Annotated in this window: 17 protein-coding genes and 1 pseudogene; 17 read left to right on the top strand and 1 reads right to left on the bottom strand. The window is 51.5% G+C overall.

Annotation, left to right across the window (positions count from 1 at the left end):
- The 8 genes and pseudogenes from APU02_RS10810 to APU02_RS10775 all read left to right on the top strand — a co-directional run.
- Positions 1 to 989, top strand: a 989-nt coding sequence (locus APU02_RS10810) for a phage major capsid protein (protein WP_060570056.1), incomplete at its 5' end; no start/stop codon positions are given.
- 42 nt (positions 990 to 1,031) lie between these two features.
- Positions 1,032 to 1,358: a head-tail connector protein gene (locus APU02_RS10805; protein WP_060570054.1), complete on the top strand. Its 327-nt coding sequence runs from the start codon at positions 1,032 to 1,034 to the stop codon at positions 1,356 to 1,358.
- An 8-nt stretch (positions 1,359 to 1,366) separates the two neighbouring features.
- Positions 1,367 to 1,705 (top strand): phage head closure protein, encoded by a 339-nt coding sequence (locus APU02_RS10800; protein ID WP_060570053.1) that lies wholly within the window; start codon positions 1,367 to 1,369, stop codon positions 1,703 to 1,705.
- Positions 1,702 to 2,151, top strand: coding sequence for an HK97-gp10 family putative phage morphogenesis protein (locus APU02_RS10795; protein ID WP_060570052.1), 450 nt, complete (start codon positions 1,702 to 1,704; stop codon positions 2,149 to 2,151). Before APU02_RS10800 ends, APU02_RS10795 begins: the two co-directional genes overlap by 4 nt.
- Entirely contained in the window at positions 2,148 to 2,495 is a 348-nt protein-coding gene (locus APU02_RS10790; RefSeq protein WP_060570051.1) for a DUF3168 domain-containing protein, read from the top strand. Before APU02_RS10795 ends, APU02_RS10790 begins: the two co-directional genes overlap by 4 nt.
- Positions 2,496 to 2,554: 59 nt before the next feature.
- Positions 2,555 to 2,974 (top strand): annotated as a pseudogene (locus tag APU02_RS10785) (phage tail tube protein); the annotation flags it as partial.
- A gap of 32 nt (positions 2,975 to 3,006) precedes the next feature.
- On the top strand, positions 3,007 to 3,390 hold the full coding sequence (locus APU02_RS10780; protein WP_001549114.1) for a phage tail assembly chaperone: 384 nt from the start codon (positions 3,007 to 3,009) through the stop codon (positions 3,388 to 3,390).
- An 8-nt stretch (positions 3,391 to 3,398) separates the two neighbouring features.
- Entirely contained in the window at positions 3,399 to 3,677 is a 279-nt protein-coding gene (locus APU02_RS10775) for a DUF4035 domain-containing protein (protein WP_060570049.1), read from the top strand.
- A gap of 20 nt (positions 3,678 to 3,697) precedes the next feature.
- On the opposite strand, the gene APU02_RS10770 is transcribed toward APU02_RS10775, so the two are convergent.
- Positions 3,698 to 4,117, bottom strand: coding sequence for a hypothetical protein (locus APU02_RS10770; protein ID WP_060570048.1), 420 nt, complete (start codon positions 4,115 to 4,117; stop codon positions 3,698 to 3,700).
- An 85-nt stretch (positions 4,118 to 4,202) separates the two neighbouring features.
- Between APU02_RS10770 and APU02_RS10765 the strand changes: the two genes are divergently transcribed.
- From APU02_RS10765 to APU02_RS10730, 9 genes are all read left to right on the top strand, one after another.
- Positions 4,203 to 7,679 carry a phage tail tape measure protein gene (locus tag APU02_RS10765; protein WP_060570047.1) on the top strand — a complete coding sequence of 1,159 codons (3,477 nt, stop codon included), beginning with the start codon at positions 4,203 to 4,205 and terminating at the stop codon, positions 7,677 to 7,679.
- 2 nt (positions 7,680 to 7,681) lie between these two features.
- Entirely contained in the window at positions 7,682 to 8,020 is a 339-nt protein-coding gene (locus APU02_RS10760) for a phage tail protein (protein WP_000963855.1), read from the top strand.
- Positions 8,017 to 8,775, top strand: a complete 759-nt coding sequence (locus APU02_RS10755) for a phage minor tail protein L (RefSeq protein ID WP_059343127.1) — start codon at positions 8,017 to 8,019, stop codon at positions 8,773 to 8,775. Before APU02_RS10760 ends, APU02_RS10755 begins: the two co-directional genes overlap by 4 nt.
- Position 8,776: 1 nt before the next feature.
- Entirely contained in the window at positions 8,777 to 9,487 is a 711-nt protein-coding gene (locus APU02_RS10750) for a C40 family peptidase (protein ID WP_060570046.1), read from the top strand.
- A gap of 32 nt (positions 9,488 to 9,519) precedes the next feature.
- Positions 9,520 to 9,867 (top strand): hypothetical protein, encoded by a 348-nt coding sequence (locus APU02_RS10745; RefSeq protein WP_060570055.1) that lies wholly within the window; start codon positions 9,520 to 9,522, stop codon positions 9,865 to 9,867.
- Positions 9,868 to 9,873: 6 nt separating this feature from the next.
- A complete protein-coding gene (locus APU02_RS25110) occupies positions 9,874 to 10,209 on the top strand; it encodes a hypothetical protein (protein ID WP_072197107.1) in 336 nt (111 codons plus the stop codon).
- A gap of 55 nt (positions 10,210 to 10,264) precedes the next feature.
- On the top strand, positions 10,265 to 10,864 hold the full coding sequence (locus APU02_RS10740) for a tail assembly protein (protein ID WP_060570045.1): 600 nt from the start codon (positions 10,265 to 10,267) through the stop codon (positions 10,862 to 10,864).
- 53 nt (positions 10,865 to 10,917) lie between these two features.
- Positions 10,918 to 14,124, top strand: a complete 3,207-nt coding sequence (locus APU02_RS10735; protein WP_060570044.1) for a host specificity protein J — start codon at positions 10,918 to 10,920, stop codon at positions 14,122 to 14,124.
- An 8-nt stretch (positions 14,125 to 14,132) separates the two neighbouring features.
- Positions 14,133 to 14,750 (top strand): DUF6453 family protein (locus APU02_RS10730; protein WP_239692861.1); only part of this gene is annotated, 618 nt, incomplete at its 3' end.

Here is a 14,750-nt window from a genome sequence, read left to right as displayed (position 1 = left end):
TTGCCCAGATGCCGCTGGCAAACGCGAAACAGGTTATCGAGTCCGTTGGCCACCAGGTGATCTCCGCTGAAGCCCTGAAAACCTTTGCTTCCAGTGTGGAAGGCGGTAAGCGCATCAGCATCCCGGTTAAGGCTGCCCTGACTTCGGTGGATGTGCCTGATGGTGTTGTAGAGCCACAGCGCCTGCCGGGTATTGATACGGCACCGAAACAGCGCCTGTTCATCCGCGATTTGATCGCTCCAGGCCGTACGTCCTCCTCAGCTATTTTCTGGGTGCAGCAGACAGGCTTTACCAATAACGCGAAAGTGGTTCCTGAAAATACGCAGAAACCATACAGCGAAATTGAGTTCACGCCGAAAATCACTGGCGTCAGCACCATTGCCCACCTGTTCAAAGCCTCAAAGCAGATCCTGGATGACTTCGCACAGTTGCAGTCCACCGTTGATGCCGAAATGCGCTACGGGCTGAAGTATGCAGAAGAGCAGGAAATTCTCTTCGGTGATGGTACCGGCGTTCATCTGCACGGCATCGTTCCTCAGGCGTCAGCGTTCAATCCGGCGTTCACTGTCGAACAGCAGAGCGGGATTGACGATCTGCGTCTGGCAATGTTGCAGGCACAGCTGGCACGCTTCCCGGCGTCTGGTCATGTTCTTCACTTCATTGACTGGGCACGGATCGAGCTGACCAAAGACAGCCTGGGTCGTTACATTCTGGCGAACCCTGCGGCGCTGACTGGTCCGACTCTGTGGGGCCTGCCGGTTGTTGCAACGGAAGCGGCAGCCTTCCAGGGTAAATTCCTGACCGGTGCATTTAACGCTGGCGCGCAAATCTTCGATCGCGAAGATGCGAACGTGGTTATCTCCACGGAGAACGCGGACGACTTCGAGAAAAACATGATCACCATCCGTTGCGAAGAACGTCTGGCGCTGGCTGTGAAACGCCCTGAAGCGTTCGTGTACGGTTCATTCAGCACCGGCGCGGGTAGCTGATAACTATTGCGGCCTTCGGGCCGCTTTTTTCGGGGCAAACAAATGCTTGATCAGAATGTGGTGAAACAGCATTGCCGCATTGATACCGACTTTATGGGTGATGATGCTCTGCTGGAGATTTACGCAGGTGCAGCGGCTCGGTACGTCCAGACATGGACACGCCGAACGCTCTATGAAAAGGAAAGCAGCCCTGGCTACGCTGACGATCCGGACCCGATACTGCTCAATGATGATGTTAAGGCAGCCATGCTACTGCTTATCGGTCACTGGTATGCAAACCGGGAATCCGTGTCCATCGGGCAAACCGTTGCAGAGGTCCCGCTTGCAGTTGAAGCCCTGCTTCAGCCATACCGAATTTACGGAGTGTAGGAGGAGTTATGCAGGCCGGAAGACTGAGAGACAGGGTGGTAATTCAGAACATCACAACATCCAGAGACCCTTCTGGTCAGCCTGTTGAAACGTGGCATGACGGCGCGACTACATGGGCAGAAGTTAAAGGTATCAGCGGGCGTGAGCTTGTAGCGGCAGGTGCAGAAACGGCCGTAGCCACTATCAGGGTATGGACTCGATTTCGTAACGATATAACTGCTGCGTCAAGACTCAGGGTTGTGACTGGCCCGTTCAAGGGAGTCATTCTAAATATCATTGGTCCGCCAATCCCTGATTCTCGTGGCATTCAGCTCGAAATTCTTTGCAAACAGGGTACCGAAAAATGATTGAGACAAGCCTCGATTTTTCCGGGCTGAATGACATCGCAAAGGATCTGGAGGCGCTTAGCCGTGCCGAAAACAACAAGGTTCTGCGTGATGCTACGCGCGCCGGTGCCGAAGTACTTAAGGAAGAGGTGATCGCACGCGCACCAGTGCGCACCGGGAAACTGAAAAAAAACGTGGTGGTGGTGACCCAAAAAAGCCGCCGCCGCGGGGAAATTTCTTCCGGCGTCCATATTCGTGGCGTTAACCCGCGCACCGGCAACAGCGATAGCACGATGAAGGCGAATAACCCGAGAAACGCCTTTTACTGGCGATTCGTTGAACTGGGAACAGCCAACATGCCTGCGCATCCGTTTGTACGACCCGCTTACGATACGCGCGAGGAAGAGGCCGCCAGCGTCGCCATTGCCAGGATGAATCAGGCTATTGATGAGGTATTGAGCAAGTGAATGAAGATAATATCTACGCCTTGCTTTCTCCGCTGGCAGAAGGACGGGTATATCCCTATGTTGCGCCATTAGGTAGTGACGGGAAACCGTCTGTCTCTCCACCCTGGATTATCTTTTCCATCGTCGATGATGTTTCCGTTGACGTGCTGTGTGGCCAGGCAGAGAGCAGGGTTTCCGTTCAGGTCGATGTGTATTCCACTTCGATCGCTGAATCACGCTCCCTGAGAGATTTGGCGCTCGCTTCGCTTAAGCAGTTAAACCCTACAGAGGTGGTAAAAATCCCCGGGTACGAGCCAGATTATCGGCTCTACCGTGCCACCCTGGATTTTAAAGTTACCCCCTGACGATTAATTCACCCAACGAACCCGCCTGATGGCGGGTTTTCTTTTTCCAGGAGACAGCTATGTCTGCACTTTACGAAAAATCGCAGCTGACGAAGATCCTTATTTCCTCTGCGCCAGCCACCAAAGAAACGATGGACTCCGCAACATTCCTCGATTTGAGTTGCACCATCAAAGAGATTCAGTTCACCGGCGGTCAGAAGCAGGATATCGACGTTACAACTCTTTGCTCAACCGAGCAGGAGAATATTAACGGCCTGCCTTCTCCGTCAGAAATTTCTCTTTCCGGTAACTTCTATAAGAATCCGGCGCAGGACGCCTTGCGTGAAGCGTATGACAACGATACGACCTACGCGTTCCAGGTTATCTTCCCGTCCGGCAAGGGCTTTAAGTTCCTGGCTGAAATCCGCCAGCACACCTGGTCTTCCGGCACCAATGGCGTAGTGGCGGCAACGTTCTCCCTGCGCCTGAAAGGTAAGCCTGAAAACATCGAGTCTGGCTCCTGAGAGGTCTCATGAAGAATATTAAAAATCTCGCCCTGGCTAAGATGTCGGGCTTTCGTCATAAGACGGTCGCAGTTCCTGAGTGGGAAGGCGTCAAAGTGGTTCTCCGTGAGCCGTCAGGTGAAGCCTGGCTGCGCTGGCAGGAAGTGGTAAAAGCGGGTGCTGATGATGAAAATGTGTCGGTATCTGAAAAGGCACACCGTAACCTTTGCGCTGACGTGGTGCTCTTCATTGACGTTCTATGTGACACCGATAAGCAACCGGTATTCAGCGTAGACGAAGAAGAGCAGGTGCGTGAAATCTACGGCCCCGTCCATTCACGCCTGCTCAAACAGGCGCTTGACCTGATCAACAATGCGGACGAAGCGCGGGAAAAGTCTCAACCCCCGGCGTAAAGTTTCTGATGTCGCTTGCGCTCCGGATGGGGCGCACGCTCTCAGAGCTTCGGCAGAATATGACGGCAAGCGAGCTTCTGATGTGGATTGAGTACGACAGGCAAAGTCCGGTTGGCGATATTCGCGGTGACATTCAGGCCGCCCAGATCGTCTCTGCCATCTACGGTTCGCAGGGGGCAAAAGTACCGCTGGACGATGCGATCCTGCGCTGGGGTGGTGAGGAGCAATCAGAACCGAATGACCCGTTTGCAGGGCTTGAGGCGGCTTTAATTGCTGCATCAAATTAGGGCGGTAAACCGCCCGTAACTTAGTTTATTTGCGATAATATAAAAACTATAAAGCCTATAAGGATTATAGCCCCTATAACTTTACCTATGTTCTCTGCTACATTTTCTGTCTGCTGTGCCTGCGCATTCAATTCTGAAGTTTTATCTAAAATGGTATCAGTAATAGCGTTAAATTCTTCGGAAAGAGTATTGTAAATAGAAATTTGAGCCTCTTCCGGCTCATTTTCAAAAAATTCGTTGATGACATCATTGCTCTCAAGTGTGGCTATGTGAATATTCTCACCTAAAGAGGATATATAATCAAAATAATCACACTGAGTTTTTGCTAACCCTCTAATTTTTAATCTGTTAGGCTTATAGGAAAGCGTTCCGTCTTCCTTTTCCCTAACTTCGTAGTAGTCATCCGGGTTGCCGGGAACTTCAAAGTTCAAGCTCAACATATATGTCTCCATGTGCAAAAAAAAGCCAAGCCTCTGAGTTGTTAGTCCAAGTGGCTATTCTATTTTCATTATTAAGGTACAAGAGATGGCGGCTCTACGCGAACTAATAATTAAAATCTCCGCGAACTCTCAATCTTTCCAGAGTGAGATTGCTCGCGCCTCACGAATGGGTGCAGATTATTACCGAACCATGCAAAATGGAGGGAGGCAATCAGCAGCCGCTGCCCGCGAAAGCGAGAGGGCACTTTCTGATCTTACTAAGGGATTTGCATCAGCAGGGAAAGCCGCCGCGGCTGCTAGCGCAGCGTTTGCTACCGGGAAAATTGTTCAGATCGCTGACGAGTGGAACTCCGTAAACGCGCGACTCAAGCAGGCATCATCTTCTGCTGACGATTTTGCAGCTTCTCAGCGTCAGTTGATGGAGATAAGTCAAAGAACTGGGACGGCGTTCGCAGATAATGCAAACCTTTTTTCCCGCGCTGCGGCTTCAATGCGTGAATACGGGTATAGCTCCGATGAAGTCCTGAAAATTACCGAAGCTGTTTCTACCGGCCTCAAACTTTCGGGGGCTAACACCCAGGAAGCGAGTTCTGTTATCACTCAATTCAGCCAGGCGCTGGCACAGGGCGTTCTTCGTGGCGAGGAGTTTAACGCTGTTAACGAATCCGGTGACCGCGTTATCCGCGCACTTGCCGCCGGAATGGGCGTGGCCCGCAAAGACCTCAAGAGCATGGCCGATCAGGGGCAGCTTACGATTGATAAGGTTGTTCCAGCTCTGGTAGGCCAGTTAGATAATTTGCAAGATGAGTTCAAAAGCTTACCACAAACGGTTTCTGGTTCCTTGCAGAAGGTTACTAACTCATTCATGCAATGGGTTGGCGGCATTGATCAGGCTACCGGCGCAACGGCAGGTTTGTCTGGCGGGCTGGATAGTTTAGCCCAAACTCTGGATGCGTTCACTTCTTCAGCTGTTAGCGGTGCCTTGAATGACGTTGCTGACAATATGTCCACAATAACAACAGTGGCTGGGGCGCTTGTTGGTGTTGGGCTGGCAAGATATCTCAGTGGAGTGGTAACTAGCGCCACGAGCGCTACCGGCGCGCTAATTTCTGCGGCTAAGTCAGAGGTTGCACTTGCTGTTGCGCAAGATAAAGCGGCTCAGTCTGCTGTTGCAGCTTCAAGGGCTGAAGTTTACCGTGCTCAGCAAGCAGTACAGAGTTCAAGAAGTGCAGATGTTCAGGCAGCTCAGCAAGAAAAAGTCGCAGCAGCTGAAGCAAAAGTTACAGCAGCTCAAGCCAGACTGACTACCGCTCTTGCAAGTGGCACCGCTACGGAAAAAGTCAGGGCCAGAACTGCACTTGAGCGTGCACAGGCAGGGCTGGTAGCAGCTAAAAATGCCGACGCCCAGGCTGTCGCTGAAAGGCGTTTGGCTTCAGCTCAGGCTGCCTTAAGCCGGAACCTTGCAAACCGTGTTTCGGCTCAAAGCAATCTCAATAGCGTGACATCCGTCGGCACTCGGCTCATGAGTGGTGCACTTGGTCTCATCGGTGGAGTTCCTGGTTTGGTTATGTTGGGTGCAGGAGCCTGGTATGCGATGTATCAGAATCAGGAGCAGGCTCGGCGTTCTGCTCAGGAATATGCCAGTCAAATTGACGAGATACGAGAAAAAACCTCCCGCATGTCTTTGTCTGAAACAGACGATAATAGGGGGAGGACTGTTGGTGCTCTGGTAGAGCAAAATCGTCTGATTGATGAGCAAGCCAAAAAGGTTGGTGAGCTGAAGACCCAGATCGATGATTTGAATGCATCGCGTGGAAAACCGGGCATTACCAGCGAGAACGATGCAAATATACTGAGAGCGATAGCTATTGTTACGGATCAGCTTGCTGTTGAAGAGGGAAAATTAAATGACATGCGAGATAAATCTCGCGGCATACAGCAGGCTCTCGAAGAAATTGAACGGCGTCGTAATGATTTAATTCGCGAACAAGCCTGGCGACAGAATGCGGTATATCAGTCGATGATCATGATGAATGGTCAGCATACTGAATTTAACCGCCTGTTGGGGCTGGGTAATCAGCTCCTTATGGCTCGTCAGGGGCTGGCTAACGTCCCGCTCAGACTTCCTCAGGCCGACCTCGACAAAAAGCAAACCGATGCCCTCGAAAAGAGCCGCCGGGATCTGGAGTTGTCACGCCTGAAGGGTGAAGCAAAAGAGCGCCTGCGACTGAGTTATGCAGCCGATGACCTGGGGTTAACCAGTGATCCGCAATTCCAGACAGGCCGTCAGGAGTTGATTAATAACGGTCTTGCTGAATGGCGGAATAATGAGGCCAACAAACCTAAGGCGAAGGGCGGTAAAACCGAAGGCGAGAAAACCGAGGATGTGTATAAGCGCCTTATCAAGCAGCAAAAAGAGCAGATTGCCCTGCAAGGCCAGAATACTGAACTGGCGAAGGTTAAATACCAGGTCAGCCAGGGGGAGCTTGCTTCTCTGACAGAAGCCCAGAAAAAGACGGTATTGCAGAATGCTGCGCTGATTGACCAGGTTAAATTACGTGAGCAACTGCGAAATTACGAAGCCAACCTTGCCGACAGTAACGCCAGCGCCCGCGCAGCCAATGAAGCGCAACTGCTGGGATACGGGCAGGGAACCAGGTTCCGTGAAAGACTTCAGGAGCAGTTCAATCTGCGTAAGGAGTTTGAGCAGAAGAATACCGATCTTCTCCGCCAGCGTCAGGCTGGTGAAATCGACGAGACGTTCTATCAGCAGGGGCTGGCACTTAATAAGCGCTACCTCGAAGAGCGCCTGCGCGACCAGGAGGGATATTACGCAGCTTCTGATGCGCAGCGTGACGACTGGATGACGGGACTGTCTGAGGGTTATGCGAACTGGGTGGACGAAGCTACTGATTATTCTTCCATGGCCGCTGACGGCATGAAGCAGGCCATGGGTGGCGCGGTCACCACGATCACCGACATGCTCAATGGCAACGTTGACAGCTGGAAGGACTGGGGCGTGAGCGTACTGAAGATCATCCAGAACGTTCTGGTGAACATGGCTGTTGCTAATGGCGTCAGCTCAATTGGATCACTGTTCAGTTTTGGAGCCTCGTCAGCCGCAACCGCCGGCAGCGGTACCGCTATTCAGAATGCTGGCGCGAACTTTACCTTTAATGCGAAGGGTAATGTTTACGACTCTCCGTCCCTGAGCGCTTACAGCAATGGCGTTTTTCAGACGCCTCAGCTGTTTGCTTTTGCCAAAGGCGCAGGGGTTTTTGCCGAGGCCGGTCCGGAAGCCATTATGCCGCTTACGCGCGCCGCTGATGGTTCTCTCGGTGTTCGTGCGGTCGGAGGTGGCGGCGGTCAGTCCGTATCGTCGGCGCCACAGGTTTATATCACTATCGATGGCAACGGCAACACCTCAACGCAAACCTCACCAGGCCTTGAGCAATTTGGTGCTGAAGTCGGGAAATTTGTCGATCAGCGATATAAGCAGAATGTAATGCGTGATATCCGCCCCGGCGGTGACATCTGGAACGCAATGAAAGGAACCCGATAACTATGGCCATTGAAACTTTCACCTGGTGCCCACGAATAAACGCGGAGGCTGATACAAGTTTCCGCGTCAGAAAAGCCCAGTTTGGCGATGGATATGAGCAGGTTTCAGGGGATGGATTGAACACCAGAACCCAGCAATGGACGCTCAACTTCACTGGCAACGAAACCTACATTTCTGCCATTAAATCTTTTCTCGACAGGCATGAAGGAACGAAAGCCTTTCAATGGAAGCCACCGCTCGAACCTTTGGGTTTGTATCGTTGCGAAACGTATAAACCCACCGGGCTTGGCGCGGGGAAATTCAACCTTGAAGCAACATTCATCCAGGCATTTAAACCATGAGCTTAAACGCAGATTATCAGAAGCTGGAATCCGGAAACGATGTTCGTCTGATTGAGGTGGACGGTTCTTCCTTTGGGCTAACGGACGTTCTCCGCTTTCACAATTACAGCATTCCCCATACAGAAGCGGAAATCATCGCCGCTGGTGGGGATGAGTCCAAGCTTCCGGCGAAACCAATCTGGTGGCAGGGAAATGAATACGCCGCCTGGCCGTATCAACTGGAAGGTCTGGAGAAATCAACCAGTGGGAGCAATGCAACGCCATCACTGACGGTTGCGAACATCGAAAGCTCCATTTCTGCTCTGTGTCTTGCGTATGACGATCTGCTGCAGGCGAAAGTCACTATTCACGACACAAAAGAGAAATATCTCGATGCCAGGAATTTCGCAGACGGTAACACTACAGCAGACCCGACTCAGGAAAAGCTGCAGGTCTGGTATATCGACGGGAAAACGGGCGAGCTTGCCGGTGAAACCGTTGAATTTGTTCTGTCCAGCCCAATGGACCTGCAGGGGCAAATGATCCCGACGCGACAGCTTCACTCCCTGTGTACCTGGTGCATCAGGAATAAATATCGCACCGGCGACGGATGCGACTATGCCGGAACCCGCTATTTTGATAAAAACAACAACCCAGTGAGCGATCCGTCGCTGGATGAATGCAACGGCACGCTGACGGCCTGCAAACTCCGATTCGGCGAAAATAACGAACTCTCGTTTGGTGGCTTTCCGGGCACGTCTTTGATCAGGAGTTGATATGCGTCAGAAAACCATCGATGCGATTATGGCGCATGCTGCAGCTGACTATCCTCGCGAGTGTTGCGGCGTGGTGGCGCAAAAAAGCCGCGTTGAACGTTATTTCCCGTGCCGGAATCTAGCCGCTGCGCCGGAGGACAATTTTGTCCTTTGCCCCGAAGACTACGCAGCTGCTGAGGACTGGGGAACGGTGATCGCCATCGTTCACAGTCACCCTGACGCCACAACGCAACCGAGCGAACTGGATAAAGCGCAATGCGACGCAACGCTTTTACCCTGGCATATTGTGAGCTGGCCGGAGGGGGATTTACGCACCATCCAGCCGCGCGGAGAACTGCCGCTGCTGGAGCGTCCGTTTGTGCTTGGACACTTCGACTGCTGGGGGCTGGTAATGAGCTATTTCCGGCAGACCCACGGTATCGAGCTCCACGATTACCGGGTTGATTATCCCTGGTGGGAAAACGACTATCCGGACAACTTCTATCAGGATTGCTGGTACGAGTGCGGATTCCGTGAATTCGACGGGCCGCCGAAACCTGGCGATATGGTGATCATGCAGGTGCAGGCTGATAAGTGGAACCACGCGGGTATACTGCTGGAGGGTAATATGCTGCTTCACCATCTGTACGGTCACCTGAGTCAGCGCGTGCCGTATGGTGGATACTGGCAGGAAAGGACGATGAAGATTCTCCGTTACAAATCTCTGTGCTAACCTTTTGCAAAACGAAAAAAGGGGTTAGGGATATGAGGAAATTTCTTTCGATATTGGCGTGTAGCCTGGTTATTGTTGGTTGCACACCTTCTGAAAAGGATTTCATTGACATGGGGGAGTCCTTAGTCAAGGACACCCTCAAAGATCCGGAGAGCGCTAAGTTTGAATCATTTTTCCGCGATTTTGGTGAAAATACTGGATATGTTTGCGGTTATGTGAATGCTAAAAATTCATACGGCGCATATACGGGTAAAAAACCATATTATGTGCGGATTGAGGTCAAAGATGGAAAGGTCAATAATCATGGACCAATCATCATAATTAATGACCAAGACCAAAAGAAATTTGATTCCTATGAGTCAATCTGTCAAAAGGACTGATGTGCGATGAAAAAGATTATCTTCCCTATTTTTATCTTCCTGCTGGTGGGTTGTTCTGTTTCCTCATTGGAAGAACAAAAACCTATTCTGTCAGAGCATTCAACAAAAACTGTTGATGAAGTTAACCGTTGCCTTGCTCCTAAATGGGTGGAGCTACGTTCTTCAAGCTCCAGCATACCCACTGAGTCAGGATACAAAATCACAGCATCGGACGATATATTCGGTGCTCTTTCAGTAGTGAATATCGATAAATCAGCGACAGGTGGAAGCGATATAAAGGTTTATGCCGTCGCGAAAGGATGGAACGACCACTGGGCTACGGCCGCCAGATCATGTCTTTGAAAAAGCAAAAATAATCTAAGCCACCTTCGGGTGGCTTTTTTTATGGAGAATGAAAATGTCAGAGGTTATGACCCGAATTGAGCTCGGCGGTGTTTTGGGTAAAACCTACGGGAAGGTTCACCATCGCCTAATAAGAACAACCGCAGAGGCGATCAACTCTCTTACAAAAACAATAGACGGGCTGGAGAAATTCCTGATCACCAGCAAAGCAAGGGGCCTGACTTACGCCGTCTTTAAAGATAAAAAAAATATCGGGAAGGATGATTTTGGTTTTCCGGTAACCGGTGAAGTTATTCGAATTGTCCCGGTTGTAATAGGAAGTAAAAAAGCCGGGGTATTACAGACAATCCTTGGCGCCGTGCTCGTCGTTGTTGGGGTAGCCATTGGCTATTTCTCAGGTGGCACTTTATCAGCGGTGGGATATGGGGCTGCGAAATTCGGTGCAGCCATGATGCTGGGAGGTGTTGTCCAAATGCTATCTCCTCAACCTGCAGGTCTGGCCAGCAAACAAAGCGCAGATAACCGTGCATCATACGCATTCGGTGGTGTAACAAACACCGCGGCACAAGGCTATCCGGTACCGCTCCTTTATGGTCGCCGGCGGATAGGCGGAGCGATTATTTCTGCCGGAATTTATGTCGAAGATCAGCAGTAGATAACAAACCTTTTTTTAGGCCACCTTCGGGTGGCTTTTTTTATGGGCGCAATATGGCTACAGAAAAAGTGTTAAAGGGCCGCAAGGGCGGCAGCTCAAGTTCACGAACCCCAACCGAACAGCCTGATGATCTGCAATCTGTAGCGAAGGCAAAAATCCTCGTTGCGCTTGGGGAAGGGGAGTTTGCAGGGCAGCTAACCGGCAAAGATATCTATCTGGACGGGACGGCCCTGGAGGATGCTGACGGCTCCCAAAACTTCAGCGGCGTGACGTGGGAGTTTCGGGCGGGAACTCAGGCGCAAAATTACATTCAGGGTATTCCCGGTACCGAAAATGAAATTAGCGTGGGCACCGAAGTATCAAGCGCTACAGCATGGACGCGCACGTTCACCAATACGCAGCTTTCAGCCGTTCGCCTGCGTCTGAAATGGCCCTCGCTTTTCAAACAGGAGGACGACGGCGATCTGGTGGGTTACTCGGTCAATTATGCGATTGACCTGCAGACGGACGGCGGCGCATGGCAGACGGTACTCAATACCAGCGTGACCGGAAAAACGACGTCTGGTTATGAGCGCAGCCATCGTATTGATTTACCGCAGGCTGGCAGCACCTGGACAATCCGCCTGCGTAAGATTACCTCTGACGCCAACAGCGCGAAGTTCGGCGACACGATGACGCTGCAGAGCTTCACCGAGGTGATTGACGCCAAACTGCGCTACCCGAACACCGCGCTGCTTTACATCGAATTCGATTCCAGCCAGTTTAACGGCTCTATCCCGCAGATCTCCTGCGAGCCTCGCGGCCGTGTTATCCGCGTTCCAGATACCTACGACCCTGAAACACGCACTTATAGCGGTACGTGGACCGGTGCGTTTAAGTGGGCATGGACGGATAACCCTGCGTGGATTTTTTACGACCTGGTTGTTTCTGACCGGTTCGGCCTCGGGCACCGTTTGACCGCTGCGAATATTGATAAATGGACGCTTTATCAGGTTGCCCAGTATTGTGATCAGATGGTACCAGACGGCAAAGGGGGCAACGGTACCGAACCACGTTATACCTGCAACGTGTACATTCAGGATCAGAACGATGCCTACACAGTCCTGCGTGATTTTGCCGCTATTTTCCGTGGCATGACCTACTGGGGAGGGGATCAGATTGTGGCCCTGGCTGACATGCCGCGCGATGTTGATTACAGCTACACGCGCGCTAACGTTGTTGGCGGTCGCTTCACCTATTCGAGCAGCACCACGAAAAGCCGCTACACCACAGCGCTGGTTTCATGGTCAGACCCGGGTAACGCTTATGCCGACGCGATGGAGCCGGTATTTGAGCAGGCACTGGTGGCGCGATACGGCTTCAATCAGCTGGAAATGACAGCCATCGGCTGTACCAGGCAGTCTGAAGCAAACCGAAAGGGGCGCTGGGGTATTCTCACCAACAACAAGGATCGCGTTGTTTCGTTTGATGTCGGGCTGGACGGAAACATTCCGCAGCCGGGCTACATCATCGCCGTGGCAGACGAACTGCTTTCCGGAAAGGTTATGGGCGGCCGCATCAGCGCCGTTAACGGTCGCGTTATCAAACTTGACCGCGTGGCAGATGCAGCAGCAGGTGATCGCCTTATACTCAACCTTCCCTCCGGAGCGTCGCAGAGCAGGACCATTCAGTCCGTGAACGGGGAATCAGTCACAGTCACCACGGCATACAGTGAGACGCCACAGGCTGAAGCTGTTTGGGTGGTTGAATCTGACGAGCTTTACGCTCAGCAGTATCGCGTTGTCAGCGTAAGCGATAATGATAATGGCACCTTCTCGATCACCGCCGCATGGCACGATCCGGATAAATATGCCCGTATCGATACTGGCGCAATTATCGACCAGCGGCCAATAAGTGTAATACCTCCTGGTAATCAGTCCCCGCCAGCTAACATCGTGATCAGCTCGTTTTCTGTTGTTCAGCAGAATATCAGCGTCGAGACCATGCGCGTCAGCTGGGACCAGGCGCAGAATGCTATCGCCTATGAGGGGCAGTGGCGCCGTAACGACGGAAACTGGGTGAACATGCCTCGCAGCTCCACCACGTCATTTGACGTCCCGGGGATTTATGCCGGGCGCTACCTGGTGCGCGTGCGGGCAATTAATGCCGCTGAAATTTCCTCAGGATGGGGATATTCAGAAGAGAAGACACTGACCGGCAAAGTAGGTAATCCGCCTAAGCCAGTGGGATTCACAGCCACGGGCATTAACTGGGGGATTCGTCTTAACTGGGGTTTCCCGGCAAACACTGGCGATACGCTAAAAACGGAAATTCAGTACACTGCCAACAGTGACTTTTCAGATCCACTCTTACTCTCAGACGTGCCTTATCCCTCTGCGGAATACACCCAGCTCGGCCTTAAAGCAGGGCAGGAATTCTGGTATCGCGCGCAACTGGTCGACAGAACGGGTAACGAGTCCGGGTATACCGACTGGATCAGGGGGATGTCTAACGATAACGCCGATGATTATCTGGGTGATATCGCAGATGATTTCCTAACCTCTGCCGACGGAGAACGCCTAACTGGTGACATCGATACCAACATTGAGGGAATACTGCAGAACGCCCTGGCGAACCACGGAACTGTTGAGCACCAGTGGGCACAATACGGAGAAGTGCGTGCCGATATTCTGGTGGTTAAAACGACGATTGCTGAAGTTGATAATGCAATGGCCGAACTGTCAACGCAGGTGCAGGCGCAGATTGATGATGTTACTGCAGCACTGGAGGACAAACTTACTGCCGTCGTTGATGCCTCTGGCGCTTCGGCTATCTACACCCTCAAAACAGGCGTGAGGATAAACGGCATCATGTATAACGCCGGGATGTCGATTGCCGTTCTGGCGCAGGCAGGGCAGCCGATTGTTACCCGAGTAGGTTTCAACGCTAACCAGTTCGTACTGATGAGTGGCAGTGGCGATACCCAGTATTCGCCGTTCGCTGTGGTTAATGGACAGGTCTTTATCAGCTCAGCGTTTATTCAGGATGGCACGATCACCAATGCCAAAATCGGTAACTTTATCCAGTCCAACAATTATGTTGCAGGGTCGCAGGGATGGCGAATTGATAAAAGTGGAGATTGTGAATTTCACGGCAAACTTTATGCCACAAGCGGTCAATTTGCTTTTAATGGCGTGAATAATACTGTCGTTTTGAATGGTAATGGCGTCACTGTAAATTTATCCGGTGGCGGTCGCGTAGTGGTTGGTCGCTGGACATAAGGTGAAATATGCCGGAAGGAATACTGATAGATTATAATGATGGCCGTCCTGTGATGGCTATTACTGCGGGGCTTCGTGCCCCGTCATTTTGTGCCAGTTTTTCAGGGAACGGAACCGGAGCGAATCAATTTCGCGTCGATACTCCGTTGACTCCTGGTTCTACAGTTTTTGTTTTGCCGACACGTCCTGTTGACATACAGGAGTTTGCCGACAATCAGACATGGATTGTTTTGCCGATATATATGACATCAGTGACAAGAAACGGAGACAGTGGTGTTACTGTTAATGGTACAAACAGGGGCAACTACCAGCGAATACCAAACTGGGCAGGAACTGTATTTGAAATTCTTCCTGCCACTACTTACAACGAAGGACTCCTCGTTTCCAACTCTACTGATTTCACAGCAATTTCAAATCAGGCTAAATTAATGACATGTGCTTATGTTGGCACGGTGACAGTCAACGGCTCGATGGCGCTTCCCGTATCAGGAATACCGTTCGGTAAATGGAATAACAATAATGTGTCTGTAGGGTTTGACGGAACAAATATTATTGTAAGAGACATCAGTTACTCAGGAAGGGATGATGTTACCGCATCTGTAACAATGGACCTGGTAATTTTCAAT

It is taken from the genome of Citrobacter sp. 50677481, assembly GCF_001463265.1.
Taxonomy (GTDB): Bacteria; Pseudomonadota; Gammaproteobacteria; order Enterobacterales; family Enterobacteriaceae; genus Citrobacter_A; species Citrobacter_A sedlakii.
This window is presented reverse-complemented; position numbering and strand designations above follow the sequence as displayed.

What these genes read in the sequence shown, in the direction of transcription:
- APU02_RS10795 (WP_060570052.1), top strand. Translation starts at nt 1,702, where the DNA reads ATGATTGAGACAAGCCTCGATTTTTCCGGGCTGAATGACATCGCAAAG.
- APU02_RS10775 (WP_060570049.1), top strand. Translation starts at nt 3,399, where the DNA reads ATGTCGCTTGCGCTCCGGATGGGGCGCACGCTCTCAGAGCTTCGGCAG.
- APU02_RS10755 (WP_059343127.1), top strand. Translation starts at nt 8,017, where the DNA reads ATGAGCTTAAACGCAGATTATCAGAAGCTGGAATCCGGAAACGATGTT.
- APU02_RS10800 (WP_060570053.1), top strand. Translation starts at nt 1,367, where the DNA reads ATGCAGGCCGGAAGACTGAGAGACAGGGTGGTAATTCAGAACATCACA.
- APU02_RS10745 (WP_060570055.1), top strand. Translation starts at nt 9,520, where the DNA reads ATGAGGAAATTTCTTTCGATATTGGCGTGTAGCCTGGTTATTGTTGGT.
- APU02_RS10740 (WP_060570045.1), top strand. Translation starts at nt 10,265, where the DNA reads ATGTCAGAGGTTATGACCCGAATTGAGCTCGGCGGTGTTTTGGGTAAA.
- APU02_RS10805 (WP_060570054.1), top strand. Translation starts at nt 1,032, where the DNA reads ATGCTTGATCAGAATGTGGTGAAACAGCATTGCCGCATTGATACCGAC.
- APU02_RS25110 (WP_072197107.1), top strand. Translation starts at nt 9,874, where the DNA reads ATGAAAAAGATTATCTTCCCTATTTTTATCTTCCTGCTGGTGGGTTGT.
- APU02_RS10750 (WP_060570046.1), top strand. Translation starts at nt 8,777, where the DNA reads ATGCGTCAGAAAACCATCGATGCGATTATGGCGCATGCTGCAGCTGAC.
- APU02_RS10770 (WP_060570048.1), bottom strand. Translation starts at nt 4,117, where the DNA reads ATGTTGAGCTTGAACTTTGAAGTTCCCGGCAACCCGGATGACTACTAC.
- APU02_RS10780 (WP_001549114.1), top strand. Translation starts at nt 3,007, where the DNA reads ATGAAGAATATTAAAAATCTCGCCCTGGCTAAGATGTCGGGCTTTCGT.
- APU02_RS10765 (WP_060570047.1), top strand. Translation starts at nt 4,203, where the DNA reads ATGGCGGCTCTACGCGAACTAATAATTAAAATCTCCGCGAACTCTCAA.
- APU02_RS10760 (WP_000963855.1), top strand. Translation starts at nt 7,682, where the DNA reads ATGGCCATTGAAACTTTCACCTGGTGCCCACGAATAAACGCGGAGGCT.
- APU02_RS10735 (WP_060570044.1), top strand. Translation starts at nt 10,918, where the DNA reads ATGGCTACAGAAAAAGTGTTAAAGGGCCGCAAGGGCGGCAGCTCAAGT.